Genomic DNA, 20272 nt, shown 5'->3' with positions numbered 1-20272 from the left:
GTGTCGGCTTGGCAACGGCTTTGCGCCAGCCCGTGAAGGCGGCACGGGGAGACGAAATCAGTGGCTGCCGGACCTTCCATCGATGCGACGAAGCAGTGATCCGAAAGGCCCTCGCAAATAGGCCAGCCCCTCATATGTGCGCAGGGTAAAGCGAGCCCACCGGAGGTATAAGCCGGGCCAGCCGCTACCCCGCGCCGCGGCGAAGACGCGGTGGCTCCAGGCGCTGATCCAGCGGCGGCTGCGGTATACGAGCTTGCGGCGGAAAGGCAGCGCCCGGCTGCCCGGCGCGACTCGCTTGCGCAGCGGCAGGCGCGGCGGCGCGATACGGAGTCGGTAGGCGAGCCCTTCGCGGCGCTGGCGCAAACCCGCGGCCTGGGTATTCGCGATGAAGGCCGCATCTACTAGATCGAGCGCAAGCCGCCCCTCACCGATCGCCGACGCAATCAGCTCGGCAATCTCGGGGCTGCGCACGATCACCACGTTGCTGCCGCGTCCGTCGGAGGAATAGGGCTCGACCCAGGCATCGCCGAAGGAAACGTCCGCAGTCTCGGCAACGACATCGTCGCAATAGTTGCATGCGGAGTTCTGGAAGAACCCCGCTCCCCAGTCGCCGTCAACCAGATGCCACCAATCCTGCCAGCGCGCGCTACCGTCGGCGAGCGTCAACTGGGCGGTGTACCAGTTGGCAGGGCGATCGGGGTCTTTGCGGCGATACTCGACTGCGCGCACCTCCTCGACCCGCGCGCCGAGCTGCCAGGCGAAGCTCTCGACCAGCCGTGCGCTCTTCATATGGCCGCAGAACAGCCCAAGCGTATAGGCGATGCGCTCGCGTAGCACCGCGTCATCGGCACGCAGCAAGTGGATCGCCTTGATGAAGCACGGCACGCCGACCACCGCATAGCGGCCGGGAACCGCGCGGATTTCGTCGATCACTCTCGACAGATCGACCGGATAATAGCGCGATTTGGCGCCCTCCTGGACTTCGTCGATGCTGCGCGACACGCGATAATCGAAGAACTGGCCTTCGCGGGTCGGATCGGCGGGAGCGACATGGGCAATACCGTCGATCAACCCACGCCGGAGGAGCTCGACCGCGACCCAGCTCACCATTCCGCCCGAGCTGCCGCCGGCGCGGAATGCGTCTTCGGCGACATGGCCGACATAGCTTGCCTCGAAGCTGCCGATCAGCGGATCGCTATGCGGCGCCCGGGGGAAGCGCTCGGCGGCGATCTCGTCTTCGTTTCGCGCGCCCGGCGAAAAGGGGCAGATGCGCGCAAAGGCTTCGGAGGGCTCGGCGGTCCATGCACCCTCCGGCTTTCGTTGGCCGAAGCGATCCCAGCCGATAATCCCCCTCCCCGCCGCGCATCCTCCGCAACCGATGCATAGCCCGGCCGCGATCACGTCGCGCGGCGCGAGCGGAGCCTCAGGCAAGGGCTGCGGCCAGATAGGCGCTCGACTTCGCGCGCATCGCAGCGATCCGCGCGCCGATCGCAGGGTCGAGCGGAGTCTCGAGCAGATCGGCATAGGTTTCGCGCGGCGTCTGTTCCGTCACCATGTGCCGTTCGGCGGCAAGCGCGCGCGTGAGGTCGCGCACCTTGTTGAAGCGGTACACAGACGGCGCGCTCACGAACGGCCGCCGGTGGTGCAGCGCGAAGACGCAGCCGTGGAAGAAGTTAGTCGCGACCGCGTCGGCCCCGGCGATCAGCGCAGAGAATTCCTCCGGGTCCGCCTCGATCCGCTGCTCGTCGGCCCAGTCGTTACGATAGCCGATGCTGAGCACCCGGGTGCCGTTCGCATCGGCCCAGTCGCGCACCGCAGCGGCGAACCAGTCGGGAAAGCCATGGCCGTAGAGCGCGAGATACGGAGCCGTCTCCCCGCTCGGTGGTGCCGGCGGCGGCGGAAACTGGAGACATGGGTCGAGCACGAGCTCGGGCTCGCGATCGAGCCCGTCGCGGACGAGCCTGCGGCTGTTCTCGTCGCGAACCGAAAGCGCGTCGAAACGCTCAAGTTTCGCCGCCCACGCCGGATCGATGCCATGCTCGGCGTCATGGTTGCCGAAGCTCGCTGCATAGGAAGCGAGCCGCCGCGTGCGCAGCCGCTCGCCGAAAAAGATCGGCTTCGATCCGTACCAGGGGTGGCGGAAGTTCCACACCTCGTCGCTGCCGACCAGCACCGCATCATACTCCCCCGCCTCCTCGGGCCGGTCGAGCGCGAAGCGCCGCGATTGGGGCAAACGTTCGAAGGCTTCCAGGAAATAGCGCGCCTTGGCAGCATATCGCGGCAAGTCCCGGCGGGGCGTGCGAGCCGGGAGCTGCGGCTGCAACGCGCAGCGCCACTCGGCGCGCCGCACCTGCGCATCGTCGTGGTCGAGCAGCTCGGCGTCATGCCCTTCGGCGCGCAGTCCCTCGACCAGGCAGCGCGCCTGCCAGTAGGAGCCGTAGTTGATGCAGCGATGGAAAGTCAGGACTCCGATCTTCATGCGGCCCTAACGCCCGTAGATGCGATCCAGCACTTCGGCCGAACGAATAAATTGCCCGGCCTGCGGATCGAAGGCCGGAGAGCGGGCGAGCTGCTCGGCCCAGGCTGCGGCCGCACGTCCGCCCCAGGCATCGGGCGGGTCGGCCAGGCGCTCGGTCGCGGTGCCGCGGAAGCGCTCGGCAGTGAAGTCGTAGAAGGATCCGGCGACGTTGCGCAGCGCGGCCCCGCCCTCGGTGCCGTAGAAGGCTGCCTCGATCACTGCGTCGCGTCCCGCGTTGAGCCGCCACGAACAGGCCAGCCGCACCGCCGCGTCCCCCGCGGTGAACTGCGCGACGGCATAGTCCTCGACCTCGCCCGGCGGCAACGGTTCCCCAGCCTTGAGCAATCGCGCGTCCACCTGTTCGACGGCAGGAAATCCCAGGATCCAAAGCGCCAGGTCGACCAAATGGACTCCCAGATCGATCACGCAGCCGCCGCCCGATTGGATCGGGTCATAGAACCACGGCTTGTCCGGGCCATAGGCATTGTGAAAGGTGAGATCGATCGCGAACACCTGTCCCAGCGCGCCGCCGTGCACCAGCTCCGCGATTTGCCGCATCGCCGTGGTGTGGCGGTAGGAAAGGTCGACGCCGAGTAGCCGATCGGCAGCGCGCGCGGCGTCTACCACCGCCCTTGCCTCCGTGGCGGTGCGACCGAGCGGCTTCTGGCAGAACACTGCCTTTCCCGCGTCGAGAGCCTGAATCGACTGAGCGGCATGAAGCGCGCTCGGCGTCGCAATCACGACTCCGTCGATGTCGAGGGTCAACATCTCCTCCAGCGACGCCACCTTGTGCGCATCGGGGGCGAGCCTGGCAGCCTCTGCGGCGCATTCGGGCGTGGGATCGCACACCGCTACGGCCTCCACGACGCCGGTGGCCAGCATAGCCTCCATCCGATGGCGCCCGATCCAGCCGGTCCCCAGGAATCCTATGCGCGGCTTCATAGTTCCCCCGTTCGTGCTGAGCTTGTCGAAGCACCGGCTTTCATTTCGGCCGGCGGGGAGGGCCGCCCTTCGACAAGCTCAGGGCAAACGGAGTGGAAATCGCGCACGATCACAGCAGCACCAGCGCCTTGACGAAATTGCCCGGCTTGTCGCGCGTCGCGTCGAGCGCATCGCCAAGCTCATCGAGACGAAAACGGTGCGTGTAGAGCGGCTCCGGATCGAGCCGGCCGCTCGCCACCGCGTCCACCGCTTCGCGGAGCCCCAGCATCTGCACCTCCGGATCACGCTCGTGCGCGTTGACCACGTCGATCCCTTTCCAGTTCCAGTTCTGCATGTTGATCTGTCGTGGCCCGTCCTGATGATACCCCGCCACCACCAGCTTGCCGCCGAAGCTGATCAGTTCGCCGGCAAGATCGAGCGGCCATTGCTTGCCCACCGCTTCGATCACGCGCTCGCACATCTTCTCGTTGGTCAGGCGCTTCACGTCTTCGATGATCGCCCAATGATCGTGCATCGGGATCGTCTCGGCGGCGCCATAGTGCCGCGCGAGATCGAGCGATTCCTGCCGCCGTGAGATCGCGATCACCCGCGCGCCGGCATCGGTGGCGAGCCTGGTCAGCACCGCGCCCAGGAAGCCGATGCCGATGATCGCCACCGTGTCCCCCGCACGGATATCGCTGCGGCGGAAGATGTTGAACGCACAGCCGAGCGGTTCGCCGGGGAACGGCCTGCCGTCGAGTCCTGCCGGCAGCCTGACCGTCATATCGGCGCGCGCGACGTCATATTCCGCGAAGCTGCGATAGGATAGCGCGGCAACCCGATCGCCGGGCGCGAGCCCGTCGACGCCCTCTCCCAGCGCATCCACCACGCCCCAGCCTTCATGGCCGAGACCACCGGCTTCTCCGGGATAAGTCATCCACTCCTGCCCCGCCCAGGGCTCCAGGTTCGAAGCGCATACGCCGCATCCCTCCAGCCGAATGCGAACCTCGCCGGGACCGGGTTCGGGAAGCGGCGCGTCCTCGATCCGGATAAGTCCCGGGCCCTCCAGCACCGCCGCGCGCATCATGCCTCCCTTTGCTGCAACCATTCGCCGCCCGAACGATTGGCGTCCGCATGGCCTCGACCAAGGAAATGGCGGCTACGCTGCGCGACAACATCGCCGAGCTCACCGCCCGGCAACGCGCCGAGGCGCAAAACGCGCCCTGGAGCGATCGTCTTGCCGACCGGATCACTGGCTTCACCGGCTCTATGCGTTTCGTCGCGCTGCACCTGCTCGTCTTCGGCGCGTGGATCCTCGTCAATCTGGGAGCGATTCCGATCGTGCCACGGTTCGATCCGACGTTCGTCGTGCTGGCCATGGTTGCGTCGGTCGAGGCGATCTTCCTCTCGACCTTCGTACTGATCAGCCAGAACCGTATGGCGGCAGCCGCAGACCGGCGCGCCGATCTCGACCTTCATGTCAATCTGCTGGCCGAGCATGAGCTGACCACGCTCGCCGAGCTCGTCGAGCGCATCGCCGCGCGATTGGACATTTCCACTGACGACCCGCAGTTCGACGAGATCCGCAAGGATATCGAGCCGACGCAGGTGCTCGACGCGCTCGACGAGCGCCGTCGTGAGGAGGGGTTGGAACATTAGCTCGCGCGATCGATGAAGGCTTCCAGCGCGGCGTACGCTTCGTCGTCCGTCATCTGGACCGGCGGGTGCTTGCAGAACCAGGCCGCCGCGGGCAGCACCGGCCCGCCGATCTCGCGGTCACGCGCCAGCTTGGCGCAGCGGATCATGTCGATCGCCACGCCGGCGCTGTTGGGGCTGTCCTCTACCGAGAGCCGCAGCTCCAGGTTCATCGGCACGCCGCCGAACAGCTGGCCCTCCATCCGCAGGAAACAGACCTTGTTGTCGTTCTGCCAAGCGACATAGTCGCTCGGGCCGACATGGATGTTCTCATCCTCAAGCCGGTGCTCGGCTACTGCCTGCACCGCCTCGGTCTTCGATTCCTTTTTCGAGGCGAGCCGCGCGCGATTGAGCATGTTGAGGAAATCGGTGTTGCCGCCGGTGTTGAGCTGGTAGGTCCGCTCGAGCTTCACTCCGCGTTTCCTGAACAGGTCTGTGAGCACGCGGTGGACGATCGTCGCGCCGAGCTGCGCCTTGATATCGTCGCCGATGATCGGCACCCCCGCCGCCTCGAACCGCGCCGCCCATTCGGGATTGCTCGCGATGAACACAGGGATGTTGTTGACGAATGCCACCCCCGCCTCCAGCGCGCATTCGGCATAGAACTCGCTGGCGGTCTGCGAACCCACCGGCAGATAGTTCATCAGCACGTCGGCCTCGGTTTCACGGAGCACCGCGACCACATCCTCCTTGCTCGGCTGGCACGCGTCCGCCAGCATGAAGGTGCGTTCTTCGGGATAGTCGGCCATGTGCTCCGCGACGCCATCCAGCACCCGCCCCATGTGGACCTTCGCGCCGGTCTTCGCCACCTTTTCACAGAACACCGTGGTGCAGTTGGGCTTGGCGAAGATCGCCTCGGCTACGTCGCGGCCGATCTTGCGCCTGTCGATGTCCCACGCCGCCACCACGCGGATATCGCTCGGCTCATAGCCGCCGAGTTCCTGGTGCATCAGCCCGATCGTGTCGTTCGCGCCGGCGCGGTAGTGCGCGATCCCCTGGACGAGCGAGCTCGCGCAATTGCCGATGCCGGCGATCGCGACATTGATTCCACGGCGTTCAGGGGAAAGCATCAGGCGGCGCTCCGTTCGGCGGCGAGGCGTTCGTCGCGGTTGAAGTTGAGAGGCGTGAGTTCGGGCGCGCGCGGCGGCACCGCCGGCTGCTCAGGCGCAGCGACGCCGCGGCTGCTGCCCTGCGCCGGCGCATAGCGATCGATCATCCAGGCGCAGAAGTCGGCGAACTGCTGCGGATCGCGCGCCGGGCTGGTGTGATGCGGCACGACTCCCAGATGCTCGGGCGTGAAGCAGAAGGTTACCGTGACTTCGAAATCGGCCAGCGCCTCCATCTGCCGGTCGAACCAGTCGACCGCATTGGGCCGAAAGCTGTCCGCCCAACTCAGCCCCGTGCGGATCCGCCGCGTGCCGAGCCGCTTCATCCACTGCACCGCCTCGTCGAGCCGCGGATCGTGGAAGTGGAACCACTGCATCAGCCCAATCTCGGCCGCATGCTCGGCATAGACGTCGAGTGCCGGCTTGGGCGTGCCGTCCTCGCGGATCAGCCCCAGGTAGAAATGCCGGTAATAGGACGAGCCCTCCGCCTCACGATGGCGCGTCTCCGCTCCCCAGCTCTGCGGCAGGTCGAACAGCGAATACCAGAAGATGCGCTCGGCCCTGCCCTTCAGCAGCTCTGCGGTGCGCTGCAGCCCGAAGACCTGCACCTCCTCGGCGCCGAACGAGCTCACGCCCACTTCGGTCACCCACACCGGCTTGTCGGTGACGGCCCTGATCTCGTCGACCTTGTCCGGCCAGGCCGATAGCGGCCACAAATTCCAGTCGAGCGGAAAGCCGTGCACCGCAATTACGTCCACCGCCTCCAGCGCGCCATGCCCCTCCATCCGCCGCAGCCAGTGCGCGTCGATCGGCGACATGCCCCCCAGCACGCGCGTCATCTCCGGATTTACATCACGGATCGCGTTGCCGGCACGGACGACCTGATCGGCGAACAGCACCCATTCCGGATCGAGCGTCGGGTCCCAGTGCGATTTGTTGTTGGGCTCGTTCCAGAGCATCGCCGCTTCAATCAACGCGCGTCCTCCCTCGCTGGATAGACTGCCGCAGGGCCGTATTTGGCGTAGGGTACGGACACTGTGCGGCACAGATAGACATCGGATTCGGGGTGGGCCTCGATCGTGAACCCCGCCGCGCGCAGCATCGCCTGGCTGCATGCCGCATTGGGCGCCCACCAGTTGGTCCAGTCGTGCGCGAACTCGCGCTCGATGAAATGCATCTTGGGATAGGCGGGATTGTCGAAATAGCCGGGCGGCTGGCTGGTGCCGGGCACGAAGAAGGGGTGGTCCTCGGGCACCATCAGCACGTCGTTCGAGCCCTGCTGCATCGTCTGGAACAGCATCAGCTCGCCCGCGACATGCTCGCGGATCAGGTCGAGCGCGAGCAGCGGGTGACGGAGGTGATAGAGCACCCCCATGAAGATCACGAGGTCGAACTTCTCGCCCAGTGCACCCACGTCATAGACCGAGAGATTGCGGAACTCGACACCGTCGAAACCGAGCACTTCGCTCGCGAGCCGTGCCTGGGCCAGATAGCGCTCGTCGCTGTCGATCCCCAGCACCCGCGCGGCGCCGCGGCGCTTCATCTCGATCGAATAGAAGCCCGCGTTGCAGCCGATATCGAGCACTGTCTTGCCGCTCAGGTCTTCGGGAACGACGTGCGCGAAGGTCTTGAACTTGAATCTCGGATAGTCGCCCAGGAAATGGTCCGGCGCCGTCATGATGCCGTCGCCCAAGTCAATGTTATGAAACCAAGGACCTAGGGCATCGATCCGCTCGCGCAGTCGGATAGTATCGAACGCTATTGCGTTTTTCTTGGCCAGTTGATGCAATTCGCTACCTCTCGGCAGAGTCGGACAAACGACACGAGAACACGGTCGAGAAGCCGATGAGCCATCTGGATTTCGTTTCGCCAACGAACAGCACCGCGCGCTGTTCCATGAGCATCAACAAAGCCTTAGAAGATTAACCTAGGTAAATTCCTCGGCCTTTTTGTCGCACCTTTGGGAACCGTGGCGCGCTTCCGTGATTGCGTGGCGCATGACCGATCGAATGGGCACATGGGCCGCAGCGATGCGGGCAGAACGATATGCCGATGCCTGGGCCGTCGCCGCACGGACGCTGGCCGAGCGTGACCCCGGGACCCGCGATGATCCTGCGCTTCCCTATCATCTACGCTGGGTGTGGGACGGCCGCAGCTTCGATAACCGCCATGTCCTTGTGCGCTGCTATCACGGGCTCGGCGATACGCTCCAGTTCGCGCGGTTCCTGCCGAAGCTTGCCGAGCGTGCAGCGTCCCTCACCGTCGAAGCGCAGCCGCGGCTGATCGATCTGGTAACCACGGTTGCCGAGGGCATCGCGCTCGTCCCCTTCGATGTCGAACACCCGCTGCCGGCGTCAGAGGTCGATATCGAGATCACCGAACTCGACTTCGCGCTCCGCGCCACGCCGCGCGACGCGCCCCCGCCTTATCTCCGTGCGCCGCGCGCGGTATTGCCGAAGGGCACGATCGCGCTGTGTTACGGCGCCGGAGACTGGGACGGCGAACGCTGCGTCCCACCGGCGCTGTTCGCATCGTTATGCCGCCACGCGCCGTGCGTGACGCTCGTGCCCGAGCCCACCGGCCTCGACGTGCTCAATCCCGGAGGCTGTCCATTCGACATCGGCGCCACCGCCGCTCTGGTCGCCGGCTCCGAGCTCGTGATCACAGTCGATACGATGATCGCGCATCTCGCCGGCGCAATGGACAAGCCGGTCTGGTTGTTACTCAAGGCCGATCCCGATTGGCGCTGGGCGGCCGATCGGCCCGGCAGCCCCTGGTATCCATCGATACGCCCCTACGTCCAGCCGCGCCCTGGTGACTGGGAATCGGTGCTCGCAAGCGTGGAGCGGGATTTAGCATCGGGCAATCTCGTAGCGGCCGAAAGGTAGGTTGGGCATGGAGCAGTTCGCGGCCCCTTCCGTCCCCGTGTCCTGGGGCGAGCTCCTCGACAAGATCACCATCCTCGAGATCAAGCGTGAACGGATCGAGCGCCCGGAAGCGCTCCGCAACGTCGAGAGAGAGTACGCGATGCTCAATGAAGCAGCCGCGCGGGTGCTCGGGATCGAGGGCATCGTGCCGCTGCTGCAGCGGCTCAAGCGCGTCAACGAGACGCTGTGGGACGTCGAGGATGCGATCCGCGCGCAGGAAGCCGATGCCCGGTTCGGCACGCGCTTCGTCGCGCTGGCGCGTTCGGTCTACAAGACCAACGACGAGCGCGCTGCGCTCAAGCGGCAGATCAACGCGCTGCTCCATTCCGAGCTCGTCGAGGAAAAGAGCTACGCAAGCGGTGCCGGCGCGCCGTCGCCCGATCGCTCGCTCATCGCGGAGCCTGCGCATTGAGCGAGACGAGCCGCGCATTGCCCGCGTCCATCGCGAGCGTCGTGATCGATCCCGGGTCGCATTCGAGCGAGAAGATGCGCTCCAGCCCCATCCCCAGCAGGTCAGCGACCACGCCGCGGATGATGTCGCAATGCGTGACGCAGATCGCCGGCAGGGCCTCGTCCGGCAGCGAAAAGAGATAATCCCGCGCTCGCACGACGGCCTCGCGCATCGTCTCACCGCCCGGGCAGCGCGCTTCGGCGCGCTCCATGTTCCAGCGATACCACTCCGGATCGTCTGCGAGCACCGCAAACGCCCGCCCGGCGAAGCCGCCAAAATCGATCTCATCGAGCGCATCTGCGCGCTGAATCGCGAGTCCCCGTGATTTGGCGAGCGGAAGCCCCGTTTCCCAAGTGCGCCGACGAGGACTGCTATGGATCGAGGCGATCGGCGAACTTGCGAATATTTCGATCAGAGCCTCGGCGTCCCCATGCCCGGCTTCATCGAGCGCGATTTCGGAACGGCCGCTCAGCACCTTGCCGACTTCCTGATGGGAACCGTGCCGGATCAGATGAACTATACCGCCCACTGCACATCCTTACTCATGTTAAGATGTTTTACTTGAATGTTCCAATAATTATCGAAACGAAACGAGTGTAGTTTACACGCCGTCGCTTCGTAGACAGCACAGATCAAATACTTAACCTGAGTTTAGAGCAACAAAGCCGGGGAACAAGATGAAGAAGAAGGTGTTCCCATCCGCAACGGCTTCGAAACATCCGAGCTTTTCAGGCGAGTCCAACTAGTTCGCTTTCGCTCATTTGTAAATCTGCGGAGAGACAGCATATGCCAGAGAAGGTCCTGATCACCGGCGGCGCGGGCTTCATCGGTCGGCAGGTGGCCGCCGAGCTGCTGCGCCGGGGAAACCAGGTTCGCGTGCTCGATTGCCTGTTGCCCCAGGTGCATGGCGACACCGAAAGGCCGGCCGGGCTCGACGCCGAAGCCGAGCTGATCGTGGCAGACATACGCGATGGTGAGGCAGTCGCCCGCGCGCTCGACGGCATCGACAGCGTCGTCCACCTCGCCGCCGAGGTCGGCGTCGGCCAGTCGATGTACGAAGTCGAGCGCTACACTTCGGCCAACGACGTGGGCACCGCCGTCCTCTTCGAGCGGCTGATCGATCACCCCGTCCGCCGCGTCGTCACCGCCTCGTCAATGAGCATCTACGGCGAGGGTCTGTACCGTGACATGTCCGGAAATCTGATCGAGGATGCCCAACGCGGCATCATGCGGGACGGGCAGAAGGTCTGGAACCCCACCGATTTCGCGGGCCACCCGCTCACCCCGCTGCCCACCCCCGAATGGAAGCGCCCCAGCCTCGCCTCGATCTACGCGCTCAACAAATATGTGCAGGAGCGCACCACGCACATCATGGCCGCGCCCTATGGCATCGAAAGCGTCTGCCTGCGCCTGTTCAACGTCTACGGCCCCGGCCAGGCGCTCTCCAATCCTTACACCGGCGTGCTCGCGATCTTCGCGTCGCGATTACTCAACGGCGAGCGGCCGATGATCTTCGAGGACGGCCAGCAGCGCCGCGACTTCGTCCATGTGAGCGACGTCGCCCGCGCCTTCGCCGACGCGCTCGTGCTCCCGGAAGCGGCGGGCCAGACGTTCAACATCGGCTCGGGGCAGGACCGCTCGGTGCTCGAAGTGGCCGAAGCGCTCGCCCGCGCAATGGGCAAGAACGATGTCGCGCCCGAAGTCGTCGGCAAGGCGCGGATCGGCGACATCCGCCATTGCTTCTGCGACACCAGCCTCGCCGCCGAGAAGCTCGGCTTCCACGCACGGCAGGATTTCGATCAGGGCCTCGCCGAACTTGCAGGATGGGTGAAGGAGCAGACCGCCGAAGACCGCGTGAGCCATGCGCGCGCCGAGCTCGAAGCACGGGGGTTGGTGGCATGAGGAGCGCGATCGACCGGCCCATCCTGATCACCGGCGGCGCCGGCTTCATCGGCTCGAACCTCGCCGACCGGTTCGCCGCCTCCGGCCACGACGTGATCGTCTATGATGCGCTCTCCCGCCCCGGCGTCGAGCGCAATCTCGCCTGGCTCAAGAGCCGGCACGGGAGCCGCATCCAGTCGGTCGTCGCCGATATCCGCGACGCGGCGCTGCTCGCCGAGGCAGTGCAGGGCGCGCGGGCGGTGTTCCACCTGGCGGCGCAGGTCGCAGTGACGACCAGCCTCGCCGATCCGCGCGAGGATTTCGAGATCAACCTCGGTGGCACCTTCAACCTGCTCGAAGCGATACGCCGCGCCGAAACGCCCGTGCCGGTGATCTTCGCCTCGACCAACAAGGTCTATGGCGACCTCGCCGACTTGCAGTTCGCTTCGACCGGCGACGGTTACCTGCCCACCAACGCCGCGATCCGCGCGCACGGCATCGGCGAGCAGCGTCCGCTCGATTTTCACACGCCCTATGGTTGCTCGAAGGGCGCCGCGGACCAATATGTGCTCGATTACGCCCGCAGCTTCGGCGTTCCCGCCACGGTGCTGCGGATGAGCTGTATCTATGGCGAGCGCCAGATGGGCACCGAGGATCAGGGATGGGTCGCCCATTTCCTGATCCGCGCGCTCGAAGGCCAGCCGATCACGCTCTACGGCGACGGCCATCAGGTCCGCGACATCCTGGAAGTCGGCGATGCAGTCGCGGCCTATCTGGCCGCCTGGCAGCGGATCGATCGGGTTGCCGGGCACGTCTTCAATCTCGGCGGCGGCGCCGCGAACGCGGTGAGCCTGCGCCGGCTCATCGACTATATCGGCGAGCTCGTCGGCACCGATCCGGACGTACGGTTCGATGGCTGGCGTGCCGGCGATCAGCGCTATTTCGTCGCCGACACCCGCGCCGCCCGCGCTGCGCTCGGCCTCGCCACGCCGATGCCGTGGCGCGCGGGCGTGGCGCGGCTGGCGCGCTGGCTGGCGAGCGAACGCGGCCTCGATATCAAGCTGGGCGGTCCGCGCCCGGTTTCCCCGCCGCAGCGGGTGGCTGCGCTGTGAGCGGCACCGATCTGCGCATCCTGCTCACGGTCGATGCGATTGGTGGGGTCTGGCAATACGGCCTCGACCTGGCCCGCGGTCTCGCTGCGCGCGGCGTCGAGCCGATACTCGCCCTGCTCGGCCCGGCGCCCGACACCGCGCAGCGCGCCGAAGCCGGCGCTATCCCCGGCGCGACCCTGATCGAAACCGGTCTACCGCTCGACTGGCTCTGTGACCGCCCCGCCCCGGTCCTCGCTGCCGGCGCCGCAATCGCCGAGCTCGCCCGCGACACGCACGCCGATCTGGTCCAGCTCAACATGCCTACGCTCGGAGCAGCGGCGCCGCCGTCCATGCCGGTGGTAGCAGTCACGCACGGCTGCGTCTCGACCTGGTGGCAGGCAGCCAAGCCGCGCGAGCCGCTCGCGCCCCAATATCGTTGGCACCGTCAGCTGATGGGCGAAGGTCTGCGCGCCGCCGATCGCCTGGTCGCCCCGACGGCAAGCTATGCCCGAATGGTCGCGCGCCATTATGGCCTGCCCCGCGCGCCGCAAGTGGTCCACAACGGCCGTACGCCGCTGGTGAGCGAGCCGCAGGCGCTGCTCCACGATCGGGTGTTGACCGTGGGGCGGCTGTGGGACCGCGTGAAGCGCGCCGAGCTGCTGGATCGCGTGGCGGCGCGCCTCGCGGTGCCGTTCGACGCGGCAGGCGCAGTCACTGGACCGCATGGCGAACAGGTGGCGCTAAATAACCTCCATCTGCTCGGTCAGGTCGACAGTGCCGCACTCGGTCGCCTGCTCGCGGCGCGGCCGGTGTTCGTCTCGGCAGCATCCTTCGAGCCCTTCGGCCTCGCCGTGCTCGAAGCAGCCAGCGCCGGCTGCGCGCTGGTCCTCTCGGACATCGCCAGCTTCCGCGAGCTTTGGGACGGCGCCGCACTGTTCGTGCCGGAGGAAGACGAATCCGCCTATGCTGCTGCGATCGAATCCCTGCTCGGCGATACCGGCGAACGCCTCCGGCTCGGCGAAGCCGCTCGCCAGCGCGCCGCGCGCTACACGCCGCAGGGAATGGCAGACGGCATGCTCGCCATCTACGCCGATCTGCTCGGCGCACGCATTCCCGGCGGGAGGGTGGCCGCATGAAGATCGTCTATTTCACGCACTCGCTCGCGTCGTGCTGGAACCATGGCAACGCCCATTTCCTGCGCGGCGTGCTGAGCGAGCTGATCGCGCGCGGGCATGATGTGCAGGTATGGGAGCCCGACGGGGCCTGGAGCCTCGCCAACCTGCTCGCGGATCATGGCGAAGCCGGGCTCGATGCCTACCACGCGGCCTATCCCGAGCTCTCCTCCTCGACCTACACCCCGCTCTGCAACCTTGAACGGATGATCGAGGACGCCGATCTGGTGATCGCCCACGAATGGAACGATCCCAAGCTCGTCGCCAGACTGGGGCTCGCACGTTCGTTCGGCGCGCCGTTCACGCTGCTTTTCCACGACACGCACCACCGCGCAGTCAGCGAGCCCGAAGCGATGCGCGCCTATGACCTATCCGGCTATGACGGTGTGCTGGCGTTCGGCGAGGCGCTTTCGGAAGTCTATCGCGGCTGGGGCTGGGGTGGCCGGGTGTGGACCTGGCACGAGGCCGCCGATCTCCGCCGCTTCCATCCGCTCGAACAGGAAGGCGATCGCGAGGGGCTCGTCTGGATCGGCAATTGGGGCGACGGCGAACGCACCGAGGAACTCGGCCGTTTCCTGTTCCACCCGGCGCGCGACGCGCGGATGCCGCTCGACATCTACGGCGTGCGCTACCCTGCGGAGGCAAAGTCGATGCTGGCGCGCTACGGCGCCCGCTATCACGGCTGGGCGCCCAACGCCCGCGCCCCCCAGATCTTCGCGAGTCACCTCGCCACCGTCCATGTGCCCCGGCGCTATTACGCGACGATCCTGCCCGGCATCCCCACGATCCGGGTGTTCGAGGCGCTGGCCTGCGGCATCCCCCTCGTGTCCGCGCCCTGGGAAGACGCCGAGGGTCTGTTCCGCCCGGGGCACGACTATCTCGTCGCTCGCGACGGAGACGAAATGACTCGTCACCTGCTCGCGCTGCGCAACGACCCTCACCTTCGCGCGGAACTGGTGCGCAACGGTCTCGACACGATCCGCGCCCGCCACAGCTGCGCGCACCGCGTCGACGAACTGCTCGCGATCGTCGCCAGCATCGCCCCTGCCCTTGCCAAGGACGCCGCATGAAGATCGCATTCTACGGATCGAGCCTGCTTTCCTCCTACTGGAACGGCGCTGCGACCTATTATCGCGGCATCCTCAAGGCGCTGGCGAGCCACGGCTACGACATCACTTTCTACGAGCCCGACGCGTTCGAGCGGCAGCAGCACCGCGACATCGATCCGCCCGAATGGGCGCGATCGATCGTCTATCCGGCGACCGAGGACGGCCTGCGCGCCGTGCTGGCGGAAGCCGGCGCGGCCGATATCGTCGTCAAGGCCAACGGCGTCGGCGTGTTCGATCGCGAGCTGCTCGAAGGCGTAATCGGCATGAGTCGGCCCGATGCGCTGCGCATCTTCTGGGATGTCGATGCTGCCGCGACGCTCGACGAAATGCGCGGGGACGCCTCGCATCCGGTGCTCCGCGCCCTGCCCGAGCTAGACATGGTTCTGACCTATGGCGGCGGCCCGCCGGTGGTGGACGCCTATACCGGCTTCGGCGCGGCCCGCTGCGAGCCGGTCTACAACGCGCTCGATCCCGAGACGCATCACCCGACTCCGCCGGATCCGCGTTTCGCCGCTGATCTCGGCTTGCTCGCCAATCGCCTGCCGGATCGGGAAGCGCGGATCGAGGAGTTCTTCCTTCGCCCTGCTGCCGATCTTCCGGCCGCGCGCTTCCTGCTCGGTGGCAACGGCTGGCACGACAAGCCGATGCCGCCGAATGTCCGCGCGATCGGGCATGTCGGCACCGGCGATCACAACGCCTTCAACTGCACGCCGCGCGCGGTGCTCAACGTTGCGCGGGACTCGATGGCGCATATCGGCTTCTCGCCGGCAACGCGCGTGTTCGAAGCCGCCGGCGCGGCAGCCTGCCTGATCACGGACGCGTGGGAAGGCATCGAGTTGTTCCTGGTCCCCGGCGAGGAAGTGCTCGTCGCGCGCGACGGCCAGGACGTCGCCGAACATCTTCAGGCGCTCACCGAGGAAAGCGCGCGGGCGATCGGGCAGGCGGCGCTGAAGCGCGTGCTCGCCGCGCACACCTATGCGCTGCGCGGCGAGCAGGTCCACCGCATCTTCCAGGAACACCACCAGCGCTTGACGGAGGCCGCATGAAACTCGTCGTTCTCGGACTCAGCCTCGGCTCCTCCTGGGGCAACGGCCATGCCACCACCTATCGCGCGCTGCTCAAGGCTTTCGCTGCGCGCGGGCACGACATCCTGTTCCTCGAACGCGAGGTTCCCTGGTACGCGGGCACCCACCGCGACCTGACCGATCCGGACTTCTGTCGCCTCGCTTATTACCGCGATCTCGCCGAGCTCGATCGCTGGCGCAGCGAAGTGGCGAGCGCCGATGCGGTGATCGTCGGTTCCTATGTGCCCGACGGCGTCGAAGTCGCGCGCTTCGTCCAGTCGGCGGCACGCGGCGTCACTGCGTTCTACGACATTGACACCCCGGTAACCCTCGCCAAGCTCGCCCGCGGCGACTTCGAATATCTCTCGCCGGCGGTGATCCCCGGCTACCACGTCTATCTGTCCTTCACCGGCGGCCCCACGCTCCGACGGATCGAAGCGGAATATGGCTCACCTGCTGCGCGCGCGCTCTACTGCTCGGTCGATCCGCAGGCATATCAGCCGCTCGCGATGCCCAAGCGCTGGGACCTCACTTATCTCGGCACCTACAGCCCCGATCGGCAACCCACGCTGGAGAAGCTGCTGATCGAGCCCGCCCGGCGCCGCCCCGATCTGCGCATGGCTGTCGCGGGTCCCCAATATCCCGACGACATCGACTGGCCCGACAATGTCGAGCGCATCGAACATCTGCCACCAGCCGAGCACGCCGATTTCTACAGCGCCTCGCGAATGACGCTGAACGTCACCCGTGCGAACATGATCGAAGCGGGCTGGTCGCCGTCGGTGCGACTGTTCGAAGCGGGCGCGTGCGGGACGCCGATCCTATCGGACCGCTGGGACGGCATCGACAGCCTGTTCGCGCCTGGCAGCGAGATCATACTCGCCGACACGACCGAGGAAGCGATCGCCGCACTGTCGCGGCCGTCCGCACGGATCGGTGCGGCCGCGCGGCAGCGCGTGCTCGCAGCGCACACCGCGGCGCACCGTGCCGTCGAACTCGAAAAGCATCTGATCGAAGCAACGGCGCGGTTCCCTGCCGCGCCCAAGGAGAGGAGCGCCAGCATGACCTCCAGGAACCAGCCCCTCACCCTCGTCGCAGGCGGCGCCGGGTTCATCGGTTCGCACCTTTGTGCCGAGCTGCTCGCGCGCGGAAGGCACGTCGTATGCCTCGATAATCTGCAAACCGCGCGTCCCTCGAACCTGCGATTGCTCGAGAACCACCCCAATTTCGAGTTTATCGAGGCCGATATCGTCAATCCGCTGCCGCGTGAGATCCTGTATCGCGCCGGCCGGTTCGAGCGCGTCTACAATCTCGCCTGCGCCGCGTCGCCGCCGCAATATCAGGCGGATCCCGAGCACACGATGCTCACCTGCGTCGTGGGCACCGATAATCTGCTCCGCCTGGCCGAATCCGCGGACGCACGCTTCCTCCTCACCTCGACCAGCGAGGTCTATGGTGACCCCGAAATGCATCCCCAACGCGAAGATTATCGCGGCTGGGTCAACTGTACCGGCCCCCGTGCCTGCTATGACGAGGGCAAGCGCGCGGCCGAGGCCATGGCGTTCGACTTCGCCCGCATGAAGCGCGCGGATGTGCGCGTCGCGCGGATCTTCAACACCTATGGCCCGCACATGCACCCCGACGATGGCCGCGTCGTCTCCAATCTGATCTGCCAGACGCTGTCGGGACGCAACGTCACCATCTACGGCGACGGCAGCCAGACGCGCAGCTTCTGCTATGTCTCGGACATGGTCGAGGGGCTGATTCTGCTCATGGAACGCGACATCGACGGGCTGGAGCCGATCAATCTCGGCAACCCCGAAGAGCGCACCGTCAACGAGCTGCTCCAGGCGATCCTGGCGCTGGTCGACCGCCCGGTCACGGTGACCAACCTGCCGCTCCCGGTCGACGACCCGCGCCGCCGCCGTCCCGACATCTCACGCGCCGAAGCACTGCTCGGCTGGCGTCCGCGCATGCCACTCGCTGAAGGGCTGGCGCGGACCTGCGCCTGGTTCGCCGAGGAGATCGGCGCCGATTCTCCGGAGGATGTCACCCTGGCCAACGCACCCTTGGCAGCCGAGTAGCTTTGGAAAGATGCAGATGCTCAGAACGCCATCTTCTGTTCCGCTACATGGCGTTCCCAAGCTTCGCGTGTCGCGAAGTTGCCGCCGCGGTTCCAGGCCGATCCCATGTAATAGGTGAAGGGCTTGCCGGGCTCCACACGTAGCAGCATCAGGTAATTCTCGGCATCCTCGACGAAGCCGACCACCATCGCCGGATCGGCGAGGATTGCGAAGCCCAGCGCGCCATGGCCGGGATCCTCGGACCCCCAGAAGGTCATGCGCCCCTGTTCGCGGCTGCGCGTGACGAAGCCCTTGCCGTTTGGCGTGCTCTTCTTGGCGATCCCGATCGCGACGGTCAGCGGCTCCTTCGTATCCGACGACAGAGTCGATCGCATCCGCGTGAAGTGCGAACCGAGCGGGAGCGCGAACTCGCGCGTTTCCCAGACCTTCCGCACGACATCCACCGGCCAGGGCTTGTAGGTGACCGAGAAGCGCGCCGTGTCGCCCCCGGTCTCGATGATCTTGTGATCGGCGAAATTGCGGCTAGTCCACAGCTTGTTGTCGTACCAGACGCCCAGGCCCCCGCCGCCGCGGCTGCGCCCGACATCGTAGAAGTCGAGGCCCTCGCCCCGATCGACGTGATAGTTCGGGAATTTGAGCTGACGATCCATGAACGGGTAGCGCACGCGCTTGGCCCAGACGTCGATCCCCGATCCCGAGGGTGGCTCCTTGGCTTCGAGCGCAGGGCCGTAGATGCGGTGCGCTACGCGGTCGTTCTCCCAGAGCAGGTCATCCAGGCGATCTGGCGCGAAGCGCGCCACAGCGCGGGGCTTGAGCTGCTCCACTGGCGGCAGGGGGAGCATCTCGATCTCGGAAGGACGCTTGAGTGCCGCGGGATCATAGGAGAGCGCCCGCACTGCCTTCATCTCGGCCTCGCGCCGCGCGATCTCCTCGGCGCCCACCACGGTCTTGGGCGGCGGCGGGACCGGCGTGGTCGCGGCGATCACCTCGGTCGTATCGCGCGCCGGCTCGGCCTCCGGCAACGTCTGCACTTTGCCGCCCAGATCAGCGATCTCGATCGCGGCAAGGACATAAGCGCCGCTCGCATAGGGACCCGTCTCCTCGGGCCTGGTGCGCACCGGCTGGTCGCCCGTCTTCTGTGCGGCGCCGAGCAGGCCGCTCGGCAGCACCTGGCGATTGAGCGCGGCCCAGCCCTTGCGGACGTGCGGCAGATAGGCCGCACGATCGAGCAACCCGTGGTTGATCCCCCAGGCGAGGCCGTAGACGAAGAATGCCGAGCCCGAAGTCTCCGCTTCGGGATATGCGTCGGGCGCTAACAGGCTCGCGGGCCAAAGGCCGTCGGGACGCTGAAGCTCGGCGATACGCCCGGCGAGCGTCTTGAACCGATCGACGTAGAAGCCGCGGTTGGCGAAGTCCGCGGGCAAGCTCTCCAGCCAGCGCGCGAGCCCGGCGAGCACCCAGCCGTTGCCGCGCGACCAGTAGATCGGCTTGCCGTTCGCCTCGGTCCGTCCCTTGAAACGCTCGTCGCGCAGGAACAGCCGATCCTGCGGCACCCAGAGGCGCGCGGCGGTGCGCTGCCACTCGCGGCCGGCGGCGATCAGATATTTGGGATCGCCGGTGATCGCGGACATGCGCGCGAGCACAGGCGGCGCCATGAACAGCGCGTCGCACCACCACCAGATCAGCGGCCCGTCGTCGGTCGGGCGATTGAGATGTGGCACCTGCCAGTCGAGCCGCTGGCGCAGCGGCAGCAGCGTGCCTTCCTGCCCGCGCCGGGCGTAGAGCTCCTGATAGAGGTCGCCGATCGCAATGTCGTCGGCGTTGAGCATCGTCACGCCGGAGCGGGCACCGCGCAAGGCATAGTTGTAGTGCTCGGCCACGTTGGTCAGAAAGCGCAGCATCTCGGGCTTGTCCGATACGCGCGCCAGCCGCGCCGCGCCGACATAGAAAGCCGCCGAGACCCAATTGGAGGAGAGGTGATCGAGTGCCCCGCCCGTCGATAGCGGAATGGGATTATTCACCATCGAGGCGATCTGGGCCGAGGCGACATATTCCGCGGCCGAAAGCGCCTCTTCGCGCGTCGGGAGGCGCTTCGGATCGGTGCTGAGCGCCGGACGCGGCTTGGCGGTGAGCCAAGCCGGCTCGATCCCAGCTACCTGCCCCGCCGCGACGGTCGGCAGAACAAGGGCGCTGCCGGCGAGCAGCAGCGCCACCGCGATGGTCGATCTCGTTTGCACGATCCCCTCTCCTCGC

18 protein-coding genes are annotated in these 20272 nt (G+C 66.6%); 9 read left to right on the top strand and 9 right to left on the bottom strand.

Going from position 1 to position 20272, the window contains the following annotated elements; all coding sequences use genetic code 11:
- Positions 1 to 57: 57 nt before the first annotated feature.
- The 4 genes from ACMGDH_RS07165 to ACMGDH_RS07150 form a co-directional block, all read right to left on the bottom strand.
- Positions 58 to 1431 carry a Coenzyme F420 hydrogenase/dehydrogenase, beta subunit C-terminal domain gene (locus ACMGDH_RS07165; RefSeq protein ID WP_436827268.1) on the bottom strand — a complete coding sequence of 458 codons (1374 nt, stop codon included), beginning with the start codon at positions 1429 to 1431 and terminating at the stop codon, positions 58 to 60.
- Positions 1424 to 2479 carry a polysaccharide pyruvyl transferase family protein gene (locus ACMGDH_RS07160; protein ID WP_436827267.1) on the bottom strand — a complete coding sequence of 352 codons (1056 nt, stop codon included), beginning with the start codon at positions 2477 to 2479 and terminating at the stop codon, positions 1424 to 1426. The genes ACMGDH_RS07165 and ACMGDH_RS07160 overlap by 8 nt, the downstream gene beginning before the upstream one ends.
- A 6-nt stretch (positions 2480 to 2485) precedes the next feature.
- Positions 2486 to 3460 carry a Gfo/Idh/MocA family protein gene (locus tag ACMGDH_RS07155; RefSeq protein WP_436827266.1) on the bottom strand — a complete coding sequence of 325 codons (975 nt, stop codon included), beginning with the start codon at positions 3458 to 3460 and terminating at the stop codon, positions 2486 to 2488.
- A 109-nt stretch (positions 3461 to 3569) separates the two neighbouring features.
- Positions 3570 to 4523, bottom strand: a complete 954-nt coding sequence (locus tag ACMGDH_RS07150) for an MDR/zinc-dependent alcohol dehydrogenase-like family protein (RefSeq protein ID WP_436827265.1) — start codon at positions 4521 to 4523, stop codon at positions 3570 to 3572.
- Positions 4524 to 4573: 50 nt separating this feature from the next.
- On the opposite strand from ACMGDH_RS07150, the gene ACMGDH_RS07145 reads away from it, so the two are divergent.
- Complete coding sequence (locus tag ACMGDH_RS07145; RefSeq protein ID WP_436827264.1) at positions 4574 to 5098, top strand: DUF1003 domain-containing protein; 525 nt, start codon at positions 4574 to 4576, stop codon at positions 5096 to 5098.
- On the opposite strand, the gene ACMGDH_RS07140 is transcribed toward ACMGDH_RS07145, so the two are convergent.
- Genes ACMGDH_RS07140 through ACMGDH_RS07130 form a run of 3 tightly spaced genes read right to left on the bottom strand, consistent with a single transcriptional unit; the run spans position 5095 to position 8029 of the window.
- Positions 5095 to 6204, bottom strand: a complete 1110-nt coding sequence (locus ACMGDH_RS07140; protein ID WP_436827263.1) for an inositol-3-phosphate synthase — start codon at positions 6202 to 6204, stop codon at positions 5095 to 5097. The genes ACMGDH_RS07145 and ACMGDH_RS07140 overlap by 4 nt on opposite strands.
- Positions 6204 to 7214 carry a glycosyl hydrolase gene (locus ACMGDH_RS07135; RefSeq protein ID WP_436827262.1) on the bottom strand — a complete coding sequence of 337 codons (1011 nt, stop codon included), beginning with the start codon at positions 7212 to 7214 and terminating at the stop codon, positions 6204 to 6206. The genes ACMGDH_RS07140 and ACMGDH_RS07135 overlap by 1 nt, the downstream gene beginning before the upstream one ends.
- On the bottom strand, positions 7211 to 8029 hold the full coding sequence (locus ACMGDH_RS07130; RefSeq protein WP_436827261.1) for a TIGR04290 family methyltransferase: 819 nt from the start codon (positions 8027 to 8029) through the stop codon (positions 7211 to 7213). Before ACMGDH_RS07130 ends, ACMGDH_RS07135 begins: the two co-directional genes overlap by 4 nt.
- Before the next feature lie 208 nt (positions 8030 to 8237).
- On the opposite strand from ACMGDH_RS07130, the gene ACMGDH_RS07125 reads away from it, so the two are divergent.
- Together ACMGDH_RS07125 and ACMGDH_RS07120 are read left to right on the top strand one after the other, a co-directional pair.
- On the top strand, positions 8238 to 9128 hold the full coding sequence (locus ACMGDH_RS07125; protein WP_436827260.1) for a glycosyltransferase family 9 protein: 891 nt from the start codon (positions 8238 to 8240) through the stop codon (positions 9126 to 9128).
- A 7-nt stretch (positions 9129 to 9135) separates the two neighbouring features.
- On the top strand, positions 9136 to 9579 hold the full coding sequence (locus tag ACMGDH_RS07120; protein ID WP_436827259.1) for a DUF6165 family protein: 444 nt from the start codon (positions 9136 to 9138) through the stop codon (positions 9577 to 9579).
- On the opposite strand, the gene ACMGDH_RS07115 is transcribed toward ACMGDH_RS07120, so the two are convergent.
- Entirely contained in the window at positions 9557 to 10147 is a 591-nt protein-coding gene (locus tag ACMGDH_RS07115) for a histidine phosphatase family protein (RefSeq protein WP_436827258.1), read from the bottom strand. The genes ACMGDH_RS07120 and ACMGDH_RS07115 overlap by 23 nt on opposite strands.
- A 257-nt stretch (positions 10148 to 10404) precedes the next feature.
- Between ACMGDH_RS07115 and ACMGDH_RS07110 the strand changes: the two genes are divergently transcribed.
- Genes ACMGDH_RS07110 through ACMGDH_RS07085 form a run of 6 tightly spaced genes read left to right on the top strand, consistent with a single transcriptional unit; the run spans position 10405 to position 18019 of the window.
- Positions 10405 to 11520: an NAD-dependent epimerase/dehydratase family protein gene (locus ACMGDH_RS07110; protein ID WP_436827257.1), complete on the top strand. Its 1116-nt coding sequence runs from the start codon at positions 10405 to 10407 to the stop codon at positions 11518 to 11520.
- Positions 11517 to 12611 (top strand): SDR family NAD(P)-dependent oxidoreductase, encoded by a 1095-nt coding sequence (locus ACMGDH_RS07105; RefSeq protein ID WP_436827256.1) that lies wholly within the window; start codon positions 11517 to 11519, stop codon positions 12609 to 12611. Before ACMGDH_RS07110 ends, ACMGDH_RS07105 begins: the two co-directional genes overlap by 4 nt.
- Positions 12608 to 13726 (top strand): glycosyltransferase family 4 protein, encoded by a 1119-nt coding sequence (locus tag ACMGDH_RS07100; protein ID WP_436827255.1) that lies wholly within the window; start codon positions 12608 to 12610, stop codon positions 13724 to 13726. Before ACMGDH_RS07105 ends, ACMGDH_RS07100 begins: the two co-directional genes overlap by 4 nt.
- Positions 13723 to 14832, top strand: a complete 1110-nt coding sequence (locus ACMGDH_RS07095; RefSeq protein WP_436827254.1) for a CgeB family protein — start codon at positions 13723 to 13725, stop codon at positions 14830 to 14832. Before ACMGDH_RS07100 ends, ACMGDH_RS07095 begins: the two co-directional genes overlap by 4 nt.
- Complete coding sequence (locus ACMGDH_RS07090) at positions 14829 to 15917, top strand: CgeB family protein (protein WP_436827253.1); 1089 nt, start codon at positions 14829 to 14831, stop codon at positions 15915 to 15917. The genes ACMGDH_RS07095 and ACMGDH_RS07090 overlap by 4 nt, the downstream gene beginning before the upstream one ends.
- A complete protein-coding gene (locus tag ACMGDH_RS07085) occupies positions 15914 to 18019 on the top strand; it encodes a bifunctional glycosyltransferase/UDP-glucuronate decarboxylase (protein ID WP_436827252.1) in 2106 nt (701 codons plus the stop codon). Before ACMGDH_RS07090 ends, ACMGDH_RS07085 begins: the two co-directional genes overlap by 4 nt.
- 20 nt (positions 18020 to 18039) lie before the next feature.
- Here the strand turns inward: ACMGDH_RS07085 and ACMGDH_RS07080 are convergent, their stop codons facing one another.
- Positions 18040 to 20256, bottom strand: coding sequence for a glycoside hydrolase family 88 protein (locus ACMGDH_RS07080; RefSeq protein WP_436827251.1), 2217 nt, complete (start codon positions 20254 to 20256; stop codon positions 18040 to 18042).
- Positions 20257 to 20272: the final 16 nt, after the last annotated feature.

Source organism: Sphingomonas radicis (genome assembly GCF_051400635.1).
Classification (GTDB): domain Bacteria; phylum Pseudomonadota; class Alphaproteobacteria; order Sphingomonadales; family Sphingomonadaceae; genus Sphingomonas.
Note: the sequence above shows the minus strand (reverse complement) of the source record. Positions and strands in the feature narration are given on the sequence as shown.